General features: G+C 48.3%; 15 protein-coding genes. 5 read left to right on the top strand and 10 right to left on the bottom strand.

The genetic code is table 11. The annotated features are described in order from the left end of the window. Positions 1 to 13: 13 nt before the first annotated feature. Positions 14 to 1,603, top strand: a complete 1,590-nt coding sequence (gcvPB, locus tag ACFYU8_RS29550; RefSeq protein WP_390306475.1) for an aminomethyl-transferring glycine dehydrogenase subunit GcvPB — start codon at positions 14 to 16, stop codon at positions 1,601 to 1,603. A gap of 308 nt (positions 1,604 to 1,911) precedes the next feature. Here the strand turns inward: gcvPB and ACFYU8_RS29545 are convergent, their stop codons facing one another. Further along, a complete protein-coding gene (locus ACFYU8_RS29545) occupies positions 1,912 to 2,565 on the bottom strand; it encodes a glycosyltransferase (RefSeq protein WP_390306477.1) in 654 nt (217 codons plus the stop codon). Between the two features lie 170 nt (positions 2,566 to 2,735). On the opposite strand from ACFYU8_RS29545, the gene ACFYU8_RS29540 reads away from it, so the two are divergent. The 3 genes from ACFYU8_RS29540 to ACFYU8_RS29530 all read left to right on the top strand — a co-directional run bounded on the left by ACFYU8_RS29540 (position 2,736) and on the right by ACFYU8_RS29530 (position 5,434). After that, positions 2,736 to 3,161, top strand: a complete 426-nt coding sequence (locus ACFYU8_RS29540; protein ID WP_390306479.1) for a MarR family winged helix-turn-helix transcriptional regulator — start codon at positions 2,736 to 2,738, stop codon at positions 3,159 to 3,161. A gap of 107 nt (positions 3,162 to 3,268) precedes the next feature. Continuing rightward, positions 3,269 to 4,690: an MFS transporter gene (locus ACFYU8_RS29535; protein WP_390306548.1), complete on the top strand. Its 1,422-nt coding sequence runs from the start codon at positions 3,269 to 3,271 to the stop codon at positions 4,688 to 4,690. Positions 4,691 to 4,873: 183 nt separating this feature from the next. Continuing rightward, positions 4,874 to 5,434: a hypothetical protein gene (locus ACFYU8_RS29530; protein ID WP_390306481.1), complete on the top strand. Its 561-nt coding sequence runs from the start codon at positions 4,874 to 4,876 to the stop codon at positions 5,432 to 5,434. A gap of 308 nt (positions 5,435 to 5,742) precedes the next feature. Here ACFYU8_RS29530 and ACFYU8_RS29525 read toward each other — a convergent pair whose 3' ends face one another. Further along, entirely contained in the window at positions 5,743 to 6,231 is a 489-nt protein-coding gene (locus ACFYU8_RS29525; protein WP_390306483.1) for a hypothetical protein, read from the bottom strand. A gap of 415 nt (positions 6,232 to 6,646) precedes the next feature. Then, positions 6,647 to 9,322 carry a YhgE/Pip family protein gene (locus ACFYU8_RS29520; RefSeq protein ID WP_390306485.1) on the bottom strand — a complete coding sequence of 892 codons (2,676 nt, stop codon included), beginning with the start codon at positions 9,320 to 9,322 and terminating at the stop codon, positions 6,647 to 6,649. Between the two features lie 251 nt (positions 9,323 to 9,573). Between ACFYU8_RS29520 and ACFYU8_RS29515 the strand changes: the two genes are divergently transcribed. Beyond that, positions 9,574 to 10,470: a LysR family transcriptional regulator gene (locus ACFYU8_RS29515; protein ID WP_390306487.1), complete on the top strand. Its 897-nt coding sequence runs from the start codon at positions 9,574 to 9,576 to the stop codon at positions 10,468 to 10,470. 40 nt (positions 10,471 to 10,510) lie between these two features. Here ACFYU8_RS29515 and ACFYU8_RS29510 read toward each other — a convergent pair whose 3' ends face one another. The 7 genes from ACFYU8_RS29510 to ACFYU8_RS29480 form a co-directional block, all read right to left on the bottom strand. Next, on the bottom strand, positions 10,511 to 11,479 hold the full coding sequence (locus ACFYU8_RS29510; RefSeq protein ID WP_390306489.1) for an ABC transporter ATP-binding protein: 969 nt from the start codon (positions 11,477 to 11,479) through the stop codon (positions 10,511 to 10,513). Further along, positions 11,479 to 12,453, bottom strand: coding sequence for an ABC transporter ATP-binding protein (locus tag ACFYU8_RS29505; RefSeq protein ID WP_390306491.1), 975 nt, complete (start codon positions 12,451 to 12,453; stop codon positions 11,479 to 11,481). Before ACFYU8_RS29505 ends, ACFYU8_RS29510 begins: the two co-directional genes overlap by 1 nt. Positions 12,454 to 12,478: 25 nt before the next feature. Further along, positions 12,479 to 13,372 carry a nickel transporter permease gene (nikC, locus tag ACFYU8_RS29500; RefSeq protein ID WP_390306550.1) on the bottom strand — a complete coding sequence of 298 codons (894 nt, stop codon included), beginning with the start codon at positions 13,370 to 13,372 and terminating at the stop codon, positions 12,479 to 12,481. Between the two features lie 22 nt (positions 13,373 to 13,394). Continuing rightward, positions 13,395 to 14,315, bottom strand: a complete 921-nt coding sequence (nikB, locus tag ACFYU8_RS29495; protein WP_390306493.1) for a nickel ABC transporter permease — start codon at positions 14,313 to 14,315, stop codon at positions 13,395 to 13,397. Positions 14,316 to 14,376: 61 nt separating this feature from the next. Further along, on the bottom strand, positions 14,377 to 15,918 hold the full coding sequence (locus ACFYU8_RS29490) for a glutathione ABC transporter substrate-binding protein (protein WP_390306496.1): 1,542 nt from the start codon (positions 15,916 to 15,918) through the stop codon (positions 14,377 to 14,379). A 17-nt stretch (positions 15,919 to 15,935) separates the two neighbouring features. Beyond that, positions 15,936 to 17,126 carry a M20 family metallopeptidase gene (locus tag ACFYU8_RS29485; RefSeq protein ID WP_390306498.1) on the bottom strand — a complete coding sequence of 397 codons (1,191 nt, stop codon included), beginning with the start codon at positions 17,124 to 17,126 and terminating at the stop codon, positions 15,936 to 15,938. A 199-nt stretch (positions 17,127 to 17,325) separates the two neighbouring features. After that, a complete protein-coding gene (locus tag ACFYU8_RS29480) occupies positions 17,326 to 21,222 on the bottom strand; it encodes a metallophosphoesterase (RefSeq protein ID WP_390306500.1) in 3,897 nt (1,298 codons plus the stop codon).

Raw genomic sequence — 21,222 nt, 5'->3', positions numbered from 1 at the left:
GAGGAAACCGACCATGAAAACATCCGAAGGAACCATCGACAAAATGAAACGGATTCCGAGAAACCATAAGGTGCGCCGCTTCCACCAAGCAAAATGGGATGAGCCTGTCATTTTCGAGCTGAGCCAGCCCGGCGAGCGTGGCGTCGAGGTACCACCCGTCGAACCACAAATCGTGGAGACCGTAGGCGATGGCATCTCTTCGCTGCCAGACAGCCTCCGTCGGAAAAAACGTCCGAATCTGCCTGAGATCAGCCAATACCGTATCATCCGCCATTACTCCCGCATTTCGCAGGAGGTGCTGGGGTCCGATTTCAACGTAGAGATTGGGCAAGGCACCTGCACGATGAAATACTCTCCGAAAATCAATGAACGCTTCGTGCGCTCGCCGAAAATGGCGGAGCTGCATCCACTGCAAGACGAGTCCACTGTACAAGGGATGCTGGAGATGACGTATCAGCTCGATCTGTACTTGCGCGAGATTTCGGGAATGAACAAATTCTCGTTCCAACCGGGCAGTGGCACACAGGCGTTGTTTACCCAAGCCTCTATCGTGCGCAAATACCATGAATCTCGCGGCGAAGGGGAGCAGCGCAACGAGTTTATTACCACCCATTTTTCCCACCCGTCCCAAGCAGCGACCGCCGCAGTCAAAGGCTTCAAAATCATTTATGTACCTGCCGACGAAAACGGCTACCCTGATCTGGAAGCATTAAAGGGACTTGTATCGGAGCGAACCGCTGCCTTTGCCGTAGCAAATCCTGAGGATACAGGCATTTACAACTCCCGCATCAAGGAGTTCACAGACGTCGTCCACGCAGCAGGAGGGCTGTGCTGCTACGACCAAGCGAACGCCAACGGCTTGCTCGGCATTACACGCGCGCTGGAAGCTGGCTTTGACATGTGCTTCTTCAACCTGCACAAAACCTTCTCTGTCCCACACGCTTGCGGTGGACCTGCAACAGGAGCCATCGGTGTCACTGCCGAGCTGGAGCAATTCCTACCAGGCCCGATCGTAGACTTCGACGGAGAGCGTTACTTCTACAAGCGTGATCTGAAAAACAGCATCGGGAAAGTCCGCAGCTTTTACGGCGTACCACCCGCTGTCCTGCGCTCCTACGCTTGGGTCCGTGCGCTTGGCGCTGACGGCTTGAAGGAAGTTGCCGAAATCGCTTGCCTCAACAACAACTATCTCTATCACAAAATCCTGCAAATTCGCGGTGCGAGCGCGCCCTATATTCAAGGCCGACGTCTGGAGCAGGTTCGCTACAGCTGGCAGCAGCTAAAAGAAGACACGGGCGTCACCACGTACGATGTTCAGCGCCGCATGGTCGACTTTGCCCACCATTACTGGACCAGTCACCACCCATACGTCGTACCGGAGCCGTTTACGCTGGAACCGACCGAGTCCTACTCCATGGCAGAGCTCGACGAATACATCGCAGCACTGACCCATATTTCGCAGGAAGCCTATGAGAATCCGGAGATTGTAAAAACAGCGCCGCACAATAGTACAGGTCACCGTGTCCTAGAATCCGTGCTCGATGATCCTGATCAATGGTGCATCACCTGGAGAGCATATTTGAAAAAGACGGCACAAAATTAGTTCACGCAGGGGCAAGGGCGACACGTACGCCCTCTCAGACGATGAGGAAGGCATTCTCGCGATCGAAGAGAACAATCCGAGCTGGGGCAGCAAGCATTACGTCGAGTACCAGGACATTCGCGACATCAATGTACCGTGCATCAACATCGGCCCGTATGGGTACGATGCGCATAACCGTTTTGAACGGATGGAGATCACGTATTCTACCGAGGTTGTCCCTTCTGTGACGAACGAGATTATCAAGCGGCTATTGAAATAAGGAAAACGCCAGCACCGAATGAAGCGGGTGCTGGCGTACTTTTTTTGTATTAGAACTGATTCGGGAACTGCTTAATGATGCCCGCCGTCAGCACATCCGCCAACGAGATGATGTGATCCTCACCTTGGTCAAAAGTAACAATGTCTGCTTCCCAGTCCTTTTTCAATCTCGCCTGGAGATTTCCAGTGAGCAGCTCCAAATGTTTGTACAGCAAATCTTTTAGTTCCTTTTCGGTCCAATTGGGATTGGCGCTGCTTAAAAACTTGGCGATATCATCTGCATTCCGGTACCATTCTTTATTTAATTTTGCCACGCTTGCCTGATCGCCATTTTTTGCTGCATCGATAATTTTGCCTGCAAGGACGATATGCTCAGTGAGAAGCTTGCCGAGCTTATTGCCCGCTTCCTCTCCATAGAAAGGCTTGATCGCATTTCCGATATCCGTCTGTTTTTTCAAAAGCCGTGCCAGTACCTTGTCTTTGTCTTCCAGCCCTGCTAAAGCACTGACCAGATAACTCCTCGTCCATAGTACATGGTCGATCCAAAGCTTTCTCATATCGCCCTGCAACTTAACTTCTTTTGGCTTTATGCACTCCCCTTGCTGACCGTTTCTTTGTGCTTCCTTGGCTACAGCCATGATCGGTACGCCTAGCAAGGTAAGGCAAATCATCAACAGTGTTACTTTCCTGAGTATTGGAGTCATTTATTCCTTCTCCTTTTCTGGTATGTAATGAATCCCGCTGTTATTTTGAGCAAATTTGGCTTTTTCATGCGTTCAACATATCAGCCCTGCAAATTGACACTTGTACGAGGCATCCTTATAGTTGTCATTAGCAACAGTTGCTCTGACTACCTAACGTAGGAGGTTTCGCAATGAAATTGGATGAATATATCGGCGTCATCGTGAAACGTACAGATTTAAAACTGAACAACTATTATCAAAAAGTATGCAATCCGTATAACATCACCATCGATCAGTGGATGATTTTTGTCGTGTTATGGGAAGAAGAAGGTCTGACCCAGAACGAGTTGGCAGAACGCACCTATAAGGATAAAACGAATATCGCGCGGATGCTCTTTCTCATAGAAGAAAGAGGGTTCATTCATCGCGAAACAGATAAAAAGGATCGCCGCTCCCTTCGTGTCTATCTGACGGAAAAAGGGCGACTTTTAAAAGACGAGGTCCTTCCTCCCTCCATTGAAGCATATGAGAAAACCATTGCAGGATTGACCGAAGAAGAAGTGAACCAATTTCGAAGAACACTCAATATCATTTATCAGAACGTGAAAAACTTGTAAAACAAAACATATTGCAGGATATATTCTTTTGTATATAATTAGTTGTTGTAACAACAGTTTTTATGACAACTTTCTAGACAAGATATATACAAAAAGGAGTGAAAATGATGAGCACAGAAGGCATATGGAGCACGCATTACCGAGCTTTGACGATCGGTATTATTCTGGTGGTGACAGCTACAGCATTTGAAGGCTTGGCTGTCACGACAATCGCCCCCGGTCTTTCCCGAGAGCTACAGGGTGAGGATCTGTATGGGTGGGTATTCAGCGCTTATTTGTTGGCTCAGCTGATTGGAACCGTGGTCACAGGTCAATTCGTCGATAGAAAAGGACCTGCCCAGCCTTTCATTGTCACAATCGTGCTCTTTGCTGTTGGCATTGTAGTTGCTGCAATTGCGCCAGATATGCTTACTTTACTGCTTGGGCGAGTGATGCAAGGATTCGGAGCCGGTGCCTTGGTCAATTGCGTGTATACCATGATTACTTTGCGTTACCCCGATTCCCTGCGCCCGCAAATTCTTGCTGTATTCTCCAGCGCTTATATCCTTCCAGGCCTGTTTGGACCGTATGTCGCCGGAATTATTGCTGAACAGTTGTCGTGGAGATATGTCTTCTGGTTGATCCTTCCCTTTATCTTTCTGTCTGCACTCTTAACCACCCCCTCTTTCCGAGGCTTACAACCATCAAAAGCAAGCGTGGCAAACAATCGTAGTCTTCTTCTGCCTTTTTTCTTGGCCATAGGGACTGGAGCCTTGCTTTTTGGACTCGGCAAAATTCCCTCCATCTACGGTTTTCTGCTATCCATCGCGGGTTTGCTCACCCTGAGTGTCCCATTGTATAAGCTGATACCTAAAGGAACGCTCCTCGCACGCTCAGGCTTACCTGCTGTCATCGCGTCTCGGGGTCTTTTTGTCGCTGCCTATTACGGCACACAAACGTATCTCGTCCTTGGACTCACTTCGATTTTAGGATTAACTGCCGACAAAGCTGGTTTAGCTGTTGCCTCCGCAGCAATCAGTTGGTCGCTGGCAGCCAATGTACAAGCAAAGCTGGACAAAAGAGACCAAGGAGCAGGTCGAAAAAAACGAATTATCACTGGTCTCGTCATTATGCTTATTGGAGTCGCCTGCACCGTACCACTGCCATTGATTCAACAAGACCTTTTCGGTATCGTGCTCGCGATTTTTAGCCAGATCATTATGGGTTTCGGAATCGGTTTGGCTCACCCGACAAGCGGCGCCATTGCGTTTTCGCTTGCAAAACCTGGTGAAGAAGGAAAAGTATCTGCTGAAATATCTATCGCTGATACGTTTACGCCTGCGATTGTCATTGGGATGGGAGGAGCCATCGTATCTGTGATGACTACATTTGAATTCTCACTTTCTGTTGGCATTACCGCTTCCCTGCTCCTTCAAACGTTCATTGTCATACTAGGGCTGGTATCTGCTGCCCGACTGGCAACACGTTCCGTACCTGTTCAAGAAAAAAGGACACCTTGGGGTAACTTCACGAAAAGGGAAAAATCGTAGGCTAAGGATTAAGTCATTTTCGATAGACTCCATTGACCAGTGGTGCCTCACGCTCTGGATCAGGCGGGTAGCTTCGGCAGTGCTTAACCGTAAACACGATTTATGCTGGCGGTAGCCGCAAATAAACTGGTAATATATGTTAAAATCCTTATTGAAATTTCATAAAATATACAGGGGGAGAAAATGAATATTAAGAAACCTTCGATTGTTGAACGATCTCTTCATACGCTTCTCCTTCTGTTCATCGTTCTCCTTAGTGGGTGTAGCGCGGGTAGTTCATCAGAAACAGTGAAAGTTTCTAAAGAGAAGTCATATGTCAGCGTCTACGACTATTTCGAGGAAATTACAGGGGAGAATTTGAAAACATCCGTGCTTCAAATAACAAAAAACAGTAATACCGCAGAACTCACGTTACGAATCTCAATTTCGGACGATTTGAAAGAAAAAATGATGCATACGGAAAAACCCTTTTACTTTTCGTTTGCAGATATGCCAGGTAACGAGACCATTAAAAATTTGCTTGCTGAGACTCCTTCACACGTTCAAATTGAGTTAAACAGTAAAGAGAATCGGTATACGATTTCGCAACAGCTAAAGCTAAAAGAAAATTTGACAGAAGCTGATACCCAGGCGCTATTGTCTCCTGCTAATTACCGATTTCAGGTCATAAACGAAGAAAAGCTCTCTGTAGCTAGTTTTATGGGCTTAGAATATTCGCTACTTCCTGAAGATAATCAGAAGTAGTAAAATCGCTTGTTACGAATTGTACCTCTTGTGGCAAACGTAGCCACACCCCGCATGTATTTTTTTGGAGGGACCGCCAACATTGTAACAATTTTGTACGCTAAGCCCTGGATGACAGAAAAAACGCCGGTATCCTGTACGCTAAGGATTGCCGGCACTATCAATTGGGGGATTCTTTTTGGGCTACAGCCGAAATACGTATAAAAATGGGTAACTCTATGACCCTGTTTTTAATGGTGCGCGCCCAGCAGGATGACCTACACAAAGATGGTAATACAAACGGGAGTAATGGTTGCCAGACAGCAAGTTCACTCTTTTGGAGAATTAGAAATCGAATAAATACTTACAGTTTCAAAATACAAATTCTTCATCTCATCCTCTTGTATACTTGGTTTAAGTTCTTTAAACCAATCTGCTTCTAAATCCTCATCATTAAGTACGGTTCCTCTCCAAAGGGACAATCCCAATTGCGGAAAGGTATATGAGTAGCCTAATGAAGCATCTTCATTTCTATCGAACGGTGAAATCTTATCTAGTATTTCTACGAGCTTGCTTGCTTTCGTATTAAACACATCAATACCTCTAAACAAACAATAGTAATAGTCTTTCAATGAATTGGAGATATGAATATGGGACACTTTTATACCTGCACCATATTCGCATTGAACATCTTCATAAAAATACGGTTCAATAGATTCATTCTTACTCAACTGAACATATCTCTCGACTTCTTCTTTAGTCATTCCAAGCTTAATTACATCTATTGAGTGCCCTTCCTCAATAATTAAATTTTTCATATTATCCCCCTAGTATCTTGGTAACGGAAAATCTGAACACAACCTTAAACTATTAGATGAGTAAGGTTGTGTTCAGATTAATGTTACTTTTATGTTACTTTACACCCCAAAATTGTAGTGCCAAGTAGGATGACGCAACAATATAATCGTTATACTTATCTGTTAAGTTATTATATTTCCCTTCTCGGTCTCTTACTCCTTTTAGACCATCCACTTCTAGCACACACCGCCTATCAAAATCGTCAGTAGAATGTATCCAAACCATATCCCCATGGTTCACTCCCCCTTTACGATTCACTGATCCTCCATATTTTACTAAACCATAAAATCACTTGTCCTTAAAAAAAGGTGCCCTCAAGTAGTGATATCTACGTGAGGACACCCTGCTCTATTCAAATCAACTTCCGTATAACCTTTACCCAATGATCTTGGTCTTCTTCGCATTCTCCATCGACTTTTCAATGAGTCCGCTCAACGGACGCTTCAGTGCGAGCGCCACAAACAGGCTGATACCGATAAAGCCGGATAAGACGAGTATATCCCGAATCGCCGTTTGCCAGAGAATGCCGCCCACCCCTTCACGCAAAAGGCTAATTGCATACGTGAAGGGCATGTATGGGTTCAGCGCTTGGAAAAACGGTGAAGTCATGCTGATCGGGAACGTACCGCCCGAGCTGGAGAATTGAAACACCATGAAGATGATCGCAATGCCTTTGCCCACGTTGCCGAAAACGGATACCAGCGTGTACGTAATCGTGACGAACACCAGGCTGACCAGCATACCGAATAACACAAACGGAGCTTTATCCGCTACATAGGCCCCGAGGATGTAAATATCACCGAGCGTGACAAACAACGCCTGAAGTAGCCCGATTGTCACAAACGTTCCCAAGCGGCCCAGGTACAACTGATACGGCTTGTATACTCCGCCTGGATTTTCCGCATTCGGCTTCAGCAGGGAAATCAACAAGGTTGCGCCTACCCAGAGAGACAACACACCATAAAACGGCGACATGGCCGAACCGTAATTCGGTATCGGGTATAGGCGGTTTTCCTTGATCTGCACGGGGCTTGCGAGGAATTCGCTCTCTTTTTTAATGTCGCCGCGCAATAGCTTGGCAAGATCGGCGAAGTTGTTGTTCGCCTCGACCTCTCTCAGCTTGTCGGCCGCCTGTCCAATGGCACTCTCCAGCTTGGGCAAATCATCGCGAACCAATGTGGCAACTCTGTGGACTCCTGTCTCCACCTCCGGGAGCTTGTAGCGTACAAAATCAGCCAGCTTGGTCAAATCCGCCTCCGCTTTGGGCAGATCGTTCTGGACGAATGCCGCTGCCTCGTCGAGCTTTTTCCCGATGGCAGGAAGATTACTCTTCAGGAATGGAGCTGCTACGCGAATGGCATTTGCAAAAGCATCCGACTTGCTTCTGAGCGTCTGCGCGAGCTCGTGGACTTGCTTCTGTATCTGCGGCATTTCCTGCTGGATTCGCTTCAATTCTGCCAACCCCAGCTCCAAGCCCGTCTTTGTCTCTTGGAGAATCGATTCAATATCCGGAAGTTTTTCTTGGGCCTTATGCAGTAGATCGGCGGATTCTCCCGTGATCACCTTCAGCTTTTCAATGCCCTCGGATATTTTCGGGACGATTTCGCTATCGTAACGGGACAGGATATCTCCCAATTCCGCGCTGGTGTTTTTCGATAGCTGATTCAGACTCTCGACCAAGTCCTTCGCGGGCTGCTTGCCGTTTTCCAGCGCGCTAGATATCATGCCGAGAATCTCAATTTGTCGGTTCATTCTGTTTTCAATCGTGCGCAGCCTCTCTGCGAAATGACTCAGTGGCTGTCCGGGAATATAGCTGTTTACTTTCTCTACAAGCGATGCGGTATGCCCCAAAACATTTGCGGCTCTGGCTAACCTGTCTTTCACGGCATTTACTTCACTCGCAGTAGGCAAGCGATCCGGATTGATTTGCAACAGTCTGTCTGTGAGTTGTGTGAGCGCGTCCGTGGCTTGCTGGGCTAACATGAGATTTTGCTTGATCACCGGTGCAATCGTTTCAAAGGCACCATCATGCTTCGCAAAAAAGTCATTTAGCTGATCGGCAACAGCCGCACCCTTATCAGTCAGATCAGCGATACGCGGCAACGCATCTTGAGCAGCTGAAACGATCTCAATGGCCTGACTCGCCTTTTCTGTAGCCGTAGTCACAGCGTTTGCGACTTTATCAAAATTTTGATCCAGCTCTTCAATTCGTCCGACGGCTTGCTCAATCACCGGCAGTTTGTCTTCCATCGCGATAATGACCGACGACGCCTCATTGATCTTCGGCCAGTTTTGCTGAATTTTGAGCACTGCCTGCCCAGCTTGATTGATCTCCGGGATTCTTTTTTCCACTTCCAGAATGATCTGCGCTTTCTCGTGAATCTCGGGAAGCTTCTTCTCAATCTCCAATACTTTTTGCCCTGCAGCACGAATCTCAGGCAGGCTTTTTTCCAGTTGGAAAACGCCACTCTCGATTTTGCGGATGGTCGGCAATTGCTCTTCGATTTTTATGCCGATCTCTGTAAGCTTCGTCAACAAGGCTTCACTGACACTTTCGGTAAAACTCTCGTTGATCTGCTTGGCAATCGCTGAAACACCTGACGAGGTGATTTTGGGTGCGACGGCGTTCACTTTTTCATTGACCGTATAGATCACTTCGGGCTTGTTCAGGTTGCCATGGACAATTCCCGTGATTTTTGTGGAAAAGTCCGCCGGGATCAAGATGCTGGCATAATAATCGCCTCGCTCTACGCCCCGCCTGGCCTCTTCTTTGTCCACAAAGGTCCACCCTAGTTTCTTGTTGTTCTGCAAGCTCTTCAAGAGCTCGTCTCCGATGTTGACCTTTTGATCGCCAACCGTGGCTCCCTGATCCTCGCTCGTCACCGCCACCTTGACACCTTGCGTATTGGCGTAAGGGTCCCAGACCGATTTGATGTTGATCCAATCGTATAAACAAGGAAGGAGAATGATGGCGATGATCAGAAAAATCCCAGTCGGGACCTTGAAAATGTTAATCCAGTCCGTTTTGTAAATCTTCCATATAGACCGCATGTATGTACCACCTAGTAAGAAAGAATGGATGAATCTTTACACTCACATGACAGTTTACCATGGAAGGAAATGATCGGGAATGAGCTGTCAGTAGTATCATGAGCTGCTGCACGCCAATTTATGAAGGACAATCTTCACCGCGCTGGACTCACCCTATCTGCACTTTTTTGATCCTCCTAAGATGACGGACGATTTCAAATTGACAGTCTCTCATGTAGAATAACCCTAATGAGCAAAGGGAGGCGACATCTGTGAACGATCAAGATTGGTCTTTGCTGGAAGCGATCTATGACGAAAAAAACCTGACGAGAGCGGCTGAAAAGCTGTTCATTTCCCAGCCTGCTCTCACCTATCGGATTCAACAGATTGAGCAGGAATTCGGGGTAAAGGTCATTTTTCGCAGTAACAAAAAAATTAGCTTCACTCCGGAAGGCGAGCACCTGGTGAAGTACGCCAAGAAAATGCTGCTGGAAAAACGCAAAGTGAAGGATTATGTCCTGAATATGAGCAACGATGTTCAAGGATCGCTTCGGATTGGTTGTTCGAGTAACTTTGCCCTCTACAAATTGCCTCCCCTTATCAAGCAATTCCTCGTCCTGTACCCAAAGGTAGAAATCAATGTAAATACAGGATGGAGTTCAGAAATCGTCAAGTTGCTGCAAAACGAGGATGTCCATGTCGGCATCGTAACTGGCGATTACAAATGGATGGAAGAGAAAGCCCTGATAACAGAAGAGACCCTGTGCGTCATCTCCAAACAGGAAATCCGTTTGGAGGATCTCCCGAGATTGGCTCGCATCAGTTATGTGCCAGCCAAAAGCCGTTTACATCCAACCAATCCGCTCATATCCAAAACGATTGATAACTGGTGGCTGGATCGTTTCAGTGAGCCTCCCTTCATTATTATGAACGTGGACAAGGTGGAGACCTGCAAGGAAATGGTCGCAAATGGCTTGGGCTACTCGATCGTTCCAGGTGGCGCCATCACCGACAAAGATGATTTCTACACCATTAACCTGCATTTCAACAATGGCGAAGCGCTTTTGAGGAGAACGTGGATGCTTTACAGGGAGTCTTCCCTGGAGCTTTCTACTGTTAAGCACTTTGTTGATTATGTGAAAGCACAGCACATCAAAAAGACCGAGTAGCCTCTCCATCCGGCAAACTCGGTCTTTTTTCGTCGATCCCTTATTGATATAAATGACAGGCTACATAATGCCCGTTCACATTCGTCCATTTTGGTCTTTCCGTACGGCAGATTTCCATGCATTCTGCACAACGCGGATGAAACGTGCATCCCATGGGGGGATTGGCTGGACTCGGGACATCTCCCTGCAAGACAATTCTCTCTCGTTTGACCAATGGGTCCGGAACGGGAACAGCAGACAGAAGTGCTTTTGTATACGGATGCAGAGGAGAATCGTACAGCTCATGCTTGCTGGCCAATTCCACCATTCGGCCCAAATACATGACGCCGACGCGGTCACTAATATGCTTGACGACACTCAAGTCGTGGGCAATAAACAAGTACGTCAGGCCAAACTGTCCTTGCAAATCCTGAAGAAGATTAATCACCTGCGACTGGATGGAAACATCGAGGGCCGAGACAGGCTCGTCCGCCACGATCAGTTTCGGTTCCAATGCCAATGCTCTGGCGATTCCGATACGCTGCCGTTGACCGCCACTGAATTCATGGGGATGTCTCTTGGCATGGTAGCTGCTCAACCCGACAACCTGCAAAAGCTCATCGACGCGCCGATCCTTCTCCTTTCCTGAATAGAGACGATGAATTTCCATGGGCTCCGCAATAATTTGACCGACAGTCAAGCGCGGATCAAGTGATGCATACGGGTCTTGAAATACCATTTGCATATTTTTACGCAATGAACGTAGTTCGCTCGGACGCATGCTCACCAGGTTTTTTCCTTCGTAGATCACTTCGCCTTCTGTAGGCTTTAACAATTGCAGCAGCGTCCGACCTGTCGTTGATTTGCCGCATCCGCTCTCCCCTACCAGTCCTAGCGTCTCTCCCTGATAGATTGTAAAATCCAAACCATCAACGGCCTTGACCTGATGGACTACCCGCTTGAGCATGCCTTTTCTGATCGGATAGTACTTTTTCAGATTCCGAACCTCGATAAATGGTGTTTGCTGCATTACTGTTCCCCCTTCGACTCATAGAGCCAGCATCTGCAAAAGTGCCTTTCTCCGATCTCAGCCAGCTCCGGCATGCCCTCTCTGCAAAGTTCCATCGCGAATTCGCAGCGAGGAGCAAATGTACAGCCTTTGCGCAGGCTTCCCGGTATGGGGACGCTTCCCTTAATCGAATACAATCGCTGCTCTTGACCATCCAATCGGGGAATCGACTTCATCAACCCTTGCGTGTACGGATGCTTGGGGTTGGTAAACAAGGTCACGACATCTGCTTCCTCCACCACTTTTCCCGCATACATGACAATGACACGGTCACACATCTCCGCGACCACACCCAAATCGTGGGTAATCATCATGATCGCAGTGCTGTGCTTGTCCTTTAGCTCCCGCATTAAATCGAGAATCTGCGCTTGAATGGTCACATCCAGAGCCGTTGTCGGTTCGTCGGCAATCAGCAGCTTGGGATTGCAGGACATTGCCATCGCAATCATGACCCGCTGCCTCATTCCTCCGGATAATTGATGAGGATATTCATCGACGATTTGTTCAGCGCGGGGAATACCGACCAGCTTTAACATCTCAATCGTTCTCGCTTTAGCTTGCTGTCTATTGTATTGCATATGGATTTCGATCGCCTCACCGATTTGCTGTCCGATGGTAAACACCGGATTAAGTGAGGTCATCGGTTCCTGAAAAATCATCGCCATGTCGTTGCCCCGGACCTTTCTGATGTCCTCATCGGACAAGGCGAGAAGGTCCTTTCCTTGAAAGGTAATGGAGCCAGCCACTACTTTTCCCGGCGTAAGCCTCATAGCTGTCAGGGACGTTACACTTTTGCCGCAGCCTGATTCTCCGACGATGCCGACGGTCTCCCCTTCGCAAACCGTGATGTCCACACCGTCTACCGCAGGCACTGTCCCTTCCTCGGTTTGAAAGTATGTCTTTAATCCCTTGATTTCCAGCAATTTTGGTTTCAACGCTAGCCCTCCCCTGCACAGATGTTTACAGCTTCATTTTGGGGTCGAGCGCATCGCGTAATCCGTCCCCCAGCATATTGAATCCCAGTACCAGGAACATGATGGCCAACCCCGGCATGGTACTTACATGGGGCGCTACCCGCAAATATTCTCTTCCTGTGCTGAGCATGGCGCCCCATTCCGGTGTCGGAGGCTGAGCCCCCATCCCGAGAAAGCTCAGGCCTGCTGCCGTAATGATCGCGGTGGCAATACGCATCGTAGACAAGACGATAATCGGTGAGATGCTGTTGGGAATGATGTGCTTCATAATAATGTGCAAATGGCTCCCGCCCATTGATTTGACTGCTTCAATGTATTCCTTGTCTTTAATCGCAATGACAGAACTGCGGGAAAGTCGGGCAAAGGTCGGCACAGAAAAAATACCGATGGCGATCATCACGTTCACCATCCCAGGTCCCAGCACACTGACAATCGCCAAAGCCAGCAAGAAGCTCGGAAAGGCCATAAATATATCCATCAGGCGCATGATCAACGAATCTGCCCATCCTCCGAAATAACCGGAAATGGTACCAAGTGCAACACCCAATACAACCGCGATGAGCACGCCCACAATTCCTGTCATCAACGAAATCTGGGTACCGTGAATGATCCGCGAAAGAATATCCCGTCCAAACTCGTCCGTACCCAGCGGATGACTCCAGCTAGGCCCCGCAAGCATAATCTCCATGTTTTGCTCGATGGGGTCATACGGGGCAACCCACTGGGCAAACAAGGCAACCACCACACAAAATACAACCATCCAAAACCCGACCAACGCGCGTTTGTTTTTCTTGAAGCGGCTTAGCATCAGCTTCCACTGTGACCGGCTGGCATAGGTCTGCTCTACCTTGCCTTCTTCCGGTTGAAGTGCCAAATCCATCTGACTCATGGTGTGCTCCTCTCTAGTCGTATTTCACTCGCGGATCAACCAAGCTATAGCAAAGATCCACAATCAGATTGACCACCACAAAAATGGCTGCGACAAACAAAATGCTTCCCTGGATTGCCGGATAATCCCTGAATTGAATGGATTGAATAATAAAGCGTCCCAGTCCGTTAATCGAAAACACCGTCTCGGTCAGTACCGCCCCGCCCAGCAGAGTTCCGAATTCCAACCCAATTATTGTAATAATGGGGATCAGTGCATTTTTCAGCGTGTGCTTGTAAACGACGAGCTTTTCCTTTACTCCTTTTGCCCTCGCTGTGCGAACGAAATCCTGATTGATCACTTCGAGCATGCTGGAGCGGGTCAAGCGTGCCAAAATAGCAGAGGAGGACAGCCCCAATGCGACGGCAGGCAAAATAAAGTGACTGAACCCGTCATTCCCGCCAGAGGGGAGCCAGTTCAAATAATAGGCAAACAATAGAATCAGCATCAGGCCAAGCCAAAAGACAGGCAAAGAGATGCCAAAGAGAGAAATCATCATGGTCGTATTATCAATCAGGCTATTCGGTCTCGTTGCAGAGAAAATCCCTGCAAACAAACCAATAACGACCATGACAACAATCGCCATGACAGTCAATGTAATCGTCGAGGGGAAGCGACCCAGTATCTCATCTAGAACAGGACGTTCAGAACGTAGCGAGGTACCCAAATCTCCCTGCAAAAGATTGTAGACGTACTTGCCGTATTGAACATACAAGGGTTGGTCAAGACCCAGACTTTCCCGTACAACAGCCACCTCTTCGGAGGATGCTTCTGGCCCCGCAAGCATGCGGGCCGGATCACCTGGCACAGCATGAACCATCAGAAAGGTAAGAATCGAAACCCCGATTAAAGTCGGTATCATTTGCAATAACCGTTTGATTACGTAATGAAACAACTGGATGCCTCCTCATCTAAGAGGAAGAGGATGGTTGTCCATCCCCCGCCTCATCCATTCGTTATTTTTTGTCTGCTTGGCGCAAAATCAGCCGCTCTGTGTTGGAGCCATAGACACCTTCTACATTTTTGCGGACACCAATGAACTGATTCATCTCTACCAGGAATATCCACGGAGCCTCTTCCTTGATAATCTGCAACGCTTGTGCGTACAGTTTTTTGCGCTCTTCTTCATTGGTAGTCTTCATCCCTTTGTCCAGCAAAGCGTCAAGCTCTGTATTCTTGAACAAGGTTCTGTTGTTCGTCCCCTCCGAAGAGAAGTTCGGACGCAATCCCCAGTCCGCATCGTTTGTTGGGACAGCCCAGCTTAGCAGGAATAAGTCGTAGCCTGACTTCGGATCGTCAATGGCATCCTGATAGGCGCCCCATTCCCATTTGCGGAATTCTACATTGAATCCGACTGCTTGCAAATTCGCCTGGACAAACTCGGATAGCTGTCGATCCATCAGATAGCGCCCTTCCGGAGTCCAGAGCTTGATCGTCGTACCCGGCTTGACTCCAGCCTCCGCCAACAGTTGCTTGGCCTTTTCCGGATTGTATTCATACGTTCCAGCAGGTGAGAAGCCCCAGGTGAGTTCGGAAATCGCTGCTTGTGTCGGCTTGGCATTGCCCATCATGATTTTATTGACAATTGTTTCCTTGTCGACTGCATAGTTCAGCGCTTGTCGTACTTTTACATTGTCAAAGGGGGCCTTTTGTGTGTTCATCCCCATGTACAAATTGCGATTGCTCGGATACATGTTCACTGTGAGCTGATCGTTGCTCTTCAGCCGTTCGATATCAGTTGCAGGAATTGGGAGAATGACATCTGCTTCGCCTGTTTCCAGCATCAATGTACGTGCTGCATTTTCCACCACCGGCTTGATCGTGATCGATTTGAGCTTTGGCTTCTCTCCCCAAAAATCCGGGTTAGCCTCCAGAACGAGCTTTTCTCCCGAAACCCATTCCTTGAATTTGTAAGGGCCGGAACCGACTGGCGCTTTACTGACCCCTTTGCCCTTTTCTGCAATATTTTTGGGACTGTGAATCCCTCCATTTGGATGAGCCAGCGTAGCTAAAATCGGTGCATACGGGAATTTCAGATGAAACGTTACTTTATTCTCGCTCTCCACTGTTACCTTGTCGATGAAGTCGGCAAAAAGGGAGCGCCTTTTCAGTCTATTGTCTTTATTCAGTATTCTCTCGAAGCTCGTTTTCACTGCTTCTGCATTTACCGGCGCCCCATCCTGGAATTTGGCTCCTTCGATCAGAGTGAACGTCCATACTTTTCCGTCCTCCGAAGAGCTCCATTCCTTTGCCAGCTCGGGGACGATTTTCATGTCCTTGTCAAAGGTAACCAGCTTGTCGTAAATCAGTTCAGTCGCATGCAGGGATATCCCATCTGACGCATCCTGCGGGTCCAGGCTGAGCGGTTCTGATCCCAAAGCGACCACCAGATCCTTTGGCCCTTCCGCTGCTTGTTCTGTTCCCCCAGAAGCATTGTTCCCACAAGCGGAAAGCACCACCATGAGTGAAGCAATCATGAATGAAATCAGTTTTTTCAAACAAATCTCCCCCTGTTTTATTTCTCAAGCACAACCTGTTGCCCCTTGGCTACCTGGAACTCGTCCTGAATTTCCTTCAGTATTTCTGGATGGGTAATCAAATCGTAGCTTGCTCCCGCTATTGCTTTTGCAGCGGCGATAATGGCTGCATATCCATCTGGACTCTTGCCTGCCTCTACCCACTCCCTGGTATGATTCGATACACCGAATGGAACAAAAGAAACGCGCAGGCATGCACCCGGAACACGATGAGTCACTGTACTGAAATCGGTAGATCCCGTGCTTTGACGCGGCGGTGTAATTTCTCTGGCTCCCGCCTGCCGTGCATGATCCAAAAGAAGGTCATTCAGACGCTGCACATTCAGCTTGTTGTCCAGTGCTTTTCCTTCGTGAATCGTCAGTTTGGCTCCGGTTGCAAGAGCCGCTCCGCGGGCAACATTGTAGACCCGTTCCACGACGGAGTTCAGGTAGGCCCGATCAGCAGCTCGAATAAGAAATTTGGATGCAGCCCGCTCTGGAACAATGTTCGGCGCCGTTCCGCCATCGGTAATTATACCATGCATTTTTACATCAGAACGTACGTGCTCCCGCAAATATTCAATTCCATTAAAAGTAAGCAGCACGGCATCCAAGGCGCTAATTCCCTGCTCCGGGGCGACTGCAGCGTGAGACGGCTTTCCTTCGAAAACAAACTCCACAGCGTTAATGGCGAGCGACTTTCCGTCCACTGTTGTCCGGTCTCCACCGTGCATCATCATGGCGACATCCAGACCGTCGAACAAGCCGGCTTCCGCCATAGGCACTTTGCCGCTAGTCGTTTCTTCCGCAGGCGTACCGTAAACGATGATCGTTGCGGGGAGGTCACCGAGATTGTTCCGAAGCGCGATAGCTGCTCCCGTAATGGACGCGGCTTGCAGATTATGACCACAACCATGCCCCAGCCCTTCCAGAGCGTCGTATTCACATATCAAACCGATCACTGGCCCGCCTTCTTGATTCGTGTATCTCGCCGTAAAAGCAGTTGGCAAACCGGCAACACCTTTTTCGATCTGGAATCCACACTCTGCCAGCGTACTGGTCAAAAGGTCAACAGCCTTAAACTCTTGATGCCCCAGCTCAGGGTTGTCATGGATATAATCATTGATGCTGATCAAAAGCTCTCGCAAATGATCGACTGTTTTGTAAATGCTCTCTTTTGCTGGAATCACACTATCCCTCCATTGCTTTTGTTCCTCTTTGATAACGTTTTCAATCCGGTTTATGTTAAAACTACTACGACTGGTGAGCAGCCGTACAATAGAACGCCTTTATGGCTGTCTTTTAAAAATTTTATGGTTTGCCAAAGTCCGATCTACAAAAAAAAGCCCAACCATCACTGGTCAGGCTCTTCCTAGTAAATCGGTAAAACTATTTTCTCACTTTCAACGTGTACTCGCTCGTATGACCATCGTTTTCGGCAACAATCGTCACTGTGGTTTTGTCCGGCGTATCCTCATGGACGGTTACCAGACCATCCTCGCTAATCTCAGCATATTCTGCTTCCACGACACTGTAAGTGGTTCCTGTGCTTTCTTTGGTCATATCGCGTCGACTGCGGTCCGTCATGGTAGCCGACACGCTCATTTGAACCGTACTACCAGGCTTTACTGTACTCTTTTTGGCGGACAGGTTGATACTCTTGACCTCTGCAATCGTGAACGTCACTTTGGTCGATTTTTCTCCGTTGCTCACCTTGATTGTAACTTTCTTACCAGGTCGCGCATCCTCGGAAATTTCGATCAAGCCGTTTTCATCAACGTTGACGCTGCTATTGTCAGATTCATAGACAGTACCGCTCTCTTCATCGGTCAGATCCTGCTCAGTGCGGTTCGAGAACCATCCGGTTACCTGGAGCTGGAGACTCTCACCCGGCAACAAGGATGCCCGGCTTGGTGTCACGTTCACTCTTTGCAGACCTGTATTTGCTACCATGTAGATGCCCGGCTTCTCGATTTCGAAGCTTGCGCGGTCACCCGTTTTGATGACATCTACTGATTTGCCTTTGGAGGTCTCGAGGACGTTCCATACTCGCTTCGATTGATCATAGTACTGAGCCGTCAAATATTTTTCCTTATGCTCGTACGGCAAAATCATGCGGACAGTCTCGCTGTCAAAGCGTTTCAATTCCTTGTTGTCTGCTTCCAGGCGAACTTCGTACATATCGCTGACATTGCCCGTCTTCGAAGGCTTTTTGATGTCGTCCGGTTTCGAGAGCTCGACGTTGATATCCGCAGCTTCATACTCTTCGAGAAGCTTGCTTGACAGCCAAACACCTGCGTCTTCCTTGTTCACCAGCGCTACATTGATTTGCTTTTGTGCCAATGCATGTACGATATCACTGTTCAGTGTCATCGAAGATTTTTCTTCTTCCTTCGATTTTTTCGCTGCACGCACTTCATGACGGTCGCGATCCATGCGAATCTCGATTGTCTTCTCCAAGTCAAACAGTGATGCCTGCTTGTCCAGTGCTGTCCCGATAGCCTCTACTGCTTGGGCAAAGCGTTCGATCTGAGCGACTACCTTTTCCGTATCTTCACTATCGTCTGCTTCGATTGTACTGACTTGTGTCAAAAGTTCCGCGATCGGTTCTTTCAGCTTTTTCACCCCTTTTTCGGAGAGATCGTCTTTATCCAGCTTGGCAATCGTCGTCTCCACTACATGAGCCATGACTTTTACTGCTTGCTCCCATTGTTCTTGATCGTTTTTCTCGATCTCATCTACAACTGGCAAGAAAGCGTCCTTCAACAGAGAGTAAGTCTGTTCTAACACTTGATCCTCATCGACGATATCCTCTTTCCATTTGGAAACCATCGCCATAAGCACGGTATCCGTTGCATCGGAAACCAAAGCAAGATGCGTAGAATCACTGAGCTTGTCGTCCTTGATCAGCTTGGTCAATTGCTTGATCGCATTCTTTGCCTGCTCCTCTACCACATCCTCATCCGTTGCGTTCTTAATGGCTTCAGCAGCGGCACGATTGGCTTGGCGCAACTCCTCATCTGGCGTGAGTACAGGCGGATCTACCGGTGGTGTGACTGGTGGCACTTCGGTAAACGCATCCTTCAGTGCTGTTTGAGCAAAGTCCTCTGACTCTGTGTCCTTTTGCTTGGAGAAAGCGAGAACTTTCGTCGCGCCATTCGGGATCGCCGTACCATTCGGGATCGCGTAGACGACCTTATCGCCAGTCTTGGCTACAGATGCAATGGCAGACTGCCCGGACAGCTTACCCTCGTCGTTCCCCCAGTAGAGTACATACTCGTCAATGTTCGTTTCGTTTGCCGCAGGAGTGATCGTGACGTCACCGCCAATCACACCCTTATTTGTGTCCGCATCGGTAAAAGATACAGCCTGTGGTGCTTGTGCCTGCGTTTCATCGACAATCGTAAAGGTCACGCGGCCAAGCTCCAGATTATCGTTATCTGTGCGATATTCTGCTTCCCCGACATAAACCGCATCGTACTTGCCCGGAGCGAGCTTCAAATCCTTAAAGGAGACCGTTCCGTTTGGTTGCTTCACGCCGCTCGTTTTTTGCTGGGCGATTGCTTTTACATTTTTGCCCAACTTCGTGCCTGTAGGGAAAATACCGATCCAGTCTTCTCTTACCGAGCTCGTGTAGGCAACCTCAATCGCTTCTGACGACAGGTACTTCTCTTTCACCATATGAACCTTAGGATTGCTCAGGGTCAAATCTGGATCGGAAGAAGGGTCTACCACTGGAATTTTCTCTGAAAGATCAATTTCATATTGTGCGTTGGCGATCCATGTGTCGTCTTTAAAATCTCTACCTTTTACCAGGACTTTATCTCCGTAGACTTCCACGAAAAAGCCTTGGCTTCCGTCCTTGCCTGTATTCGCATCTGTCCACAAATAGGAGGTCGCACCTGCATTAAACATCGTGGCGTATTTGGCGTTGTACATCGTATCCTTCGCACCCAACTCCCAGTGTGTATGTCCACTGAACAGGAAGGCTCCAGGATGCTTAGCCAAGATCGTTTTCAATTCCGTATCTTGTCTGACACCATACCAGTAATTGCTTTTGAGATAGCCATCATTGGCACCGGCTACCGTATTCTTCAGCGGCTGGTGATGGAAGATGAACGTCGGCTTGCCCCCAGACTCAGCCAGCTTCTCGTCCAGCCATTTCAACTGCGTTTCCGACAGGTAGGAGAAGTCCTTCAGCCCTTTTTCCGTGCCAAGGAAAATGAACTGGTAGCCGTTAATCCACACATTGTAGTAGCTGGACTTCATGTTGGTGTACTTGTGGAACAGCTCCGAAAATTGCGTCCAGTCCCCCCAACGAACATCGTGGTTCCCTTGAACAAAATACGTTTCCGGGAGTTGGTCCTTGTACATGTTAAAAATCCGGGCCAGCTCCATATATTGCGTTTCGGTTCCGTTCTCGGTATTGTCCCCGATGGTCATGATTCCGTCACTGTCCGGATTCAGCGCAATCATATCTTTGAAGGCATCTTCGAGGTTTTTGTTATGAACGTGATCCTTGCTGGTTTGTACGTGCATGTCGGTGATGACCTCGAAGCTGACCATTGGCTTCTCTTTCACCATTCCTGGAATCGCAAATTCAGTGCTGGCAGTCGTTTCACCCGCTGTTGAGTCAGAGTAAGCGAGGAGCTTCGTCGCACCCTTCGGAATGACGGTGTTTGCTGGGATTGTATAAGTGGCATACGTTTCACCTGGCGTAGTTGGAGGCTCTACTTGTGCGATGATCGGCTCTCCTGCCAGCTTTCCGACGTCATTTCCCCAGTACAGATTGTAATGAGTCACATTCGCGGGATCAGCAGGGATTTTGATTTTTACATCGCCTGCGATCTGGTCAGCATCCTCATCCGTATCGACAAATGTAATACCCGCAGGAGGATTCAATGTAATGATTGAAAAGGGAGCACGCTGAAAAATGTTGTAGCCGTCATTTTGCATATACAGAGCCTCGTATTCACCTGCTGGCAATGACTTCGTCAAGCTCATCGCACCATTTGGCTGACCGGCTGCACTCGTGTATTGCCAGGTAAGTGAAGGGTTGCTGCCCTGTGGAATCGCACCTGCTTTATACAGTCCGATCCAATCCTTGAGCGAAGCTCCCGTATAAGACAAAGTAATCGGCTGACCGTACAAGAAAGCTTGCTTGTCCATCGTCACGCTTTGCGCTCCAGCTGCCTGAACACCTTGGACCATAAAAGGTTGGGTCATTCCCATGAAGGCAACCGTAACACCCAGTACCATTGACATCGTTTTGTTTATCACTTTCAT

Origin of the sequence: Brevibacillus sp. NPDC003359 (genome assembly GCF_042878995.1) — a bacterium.
GTDB lineage: Bacteria > Bacillota > Bacilli > Brevibacillales > Brevibacillaceae > Brevibacillus.
This window is presented reverse-complemented; position numbering and strand designations above follow the sequence as displayed.

Bases quoted from the DNA above. Each gene is read 5' to 3' on its own strand.
- gcvPB (WP_390306475.1), top strand. From the start codon at position 14: ATGAAAACATCCGAAGGAACCATCGACAAAATGAAACGGATTCCGAGA.
- ACFYU8_RS29545 (WP_390306477.1), bottom strand. From the start codon at position 2,565: ATGACTCCAATACTCAGGAAAGTAACACTGTTGATGATTTGCCTTACC.
- ACFYU8_RS29540 (WP_390306479.1), top strand. From the start codon at position 2,736: ATGAAATTGGATGAATATATCGGCGTCATCGTGAAACGTACAGATTTA.
- ACFYU8_RS29535 (WP_390306548.1), top strand. From the start codon at position 3,269: ATGAGCACAGAAGGCATATGGAGCACGCATTACCGAGCTTTGACGATC.
- ACFYU8_RS29530 (WP_390306481.1), top strand. From the start codon at position 4,874: ATGAATATTAAGAAACCTTCGATTGTTGAACGATCTCTTCATACGCTT.
- ACFYU8_RS29525 (WP_390306483.1), bottom strand. From the start codon at position 6,231: ATGAAAAATTTAATTATTGAGGAAGGGCACTCAATAGATGTAATTAAG.
- ACFYU8_RS29520 (WP_390306485.1), bottom strand. From the start codon at position 9,322: ATGCGGTCTATATGGAAGATTTACAAAACGGACTGGATTAACATTTTC.
- ACFYU8_RS29510 (WP_390306489.1), bottom strand. From the start codon at position 11,479: ATGCAGCAAACACCATTTATCGAGGTTCGGAATCTGAAAAAGTACTAT.
- nikC (WP_390306550.1), bottom strand. From the start codon at position 13,372: ATGGATTTGGCACTTCAACCGGAAGAAGGCAAGGTAGAGCAGACCTAT.
- ACFYU8_RS29480 (WP_390306500.1), bottom strand. From the start codon at position 21,222: ATGAAAGTGATAAACAAAACGATGTCAATGGTACTGGGTGTTACGGTT.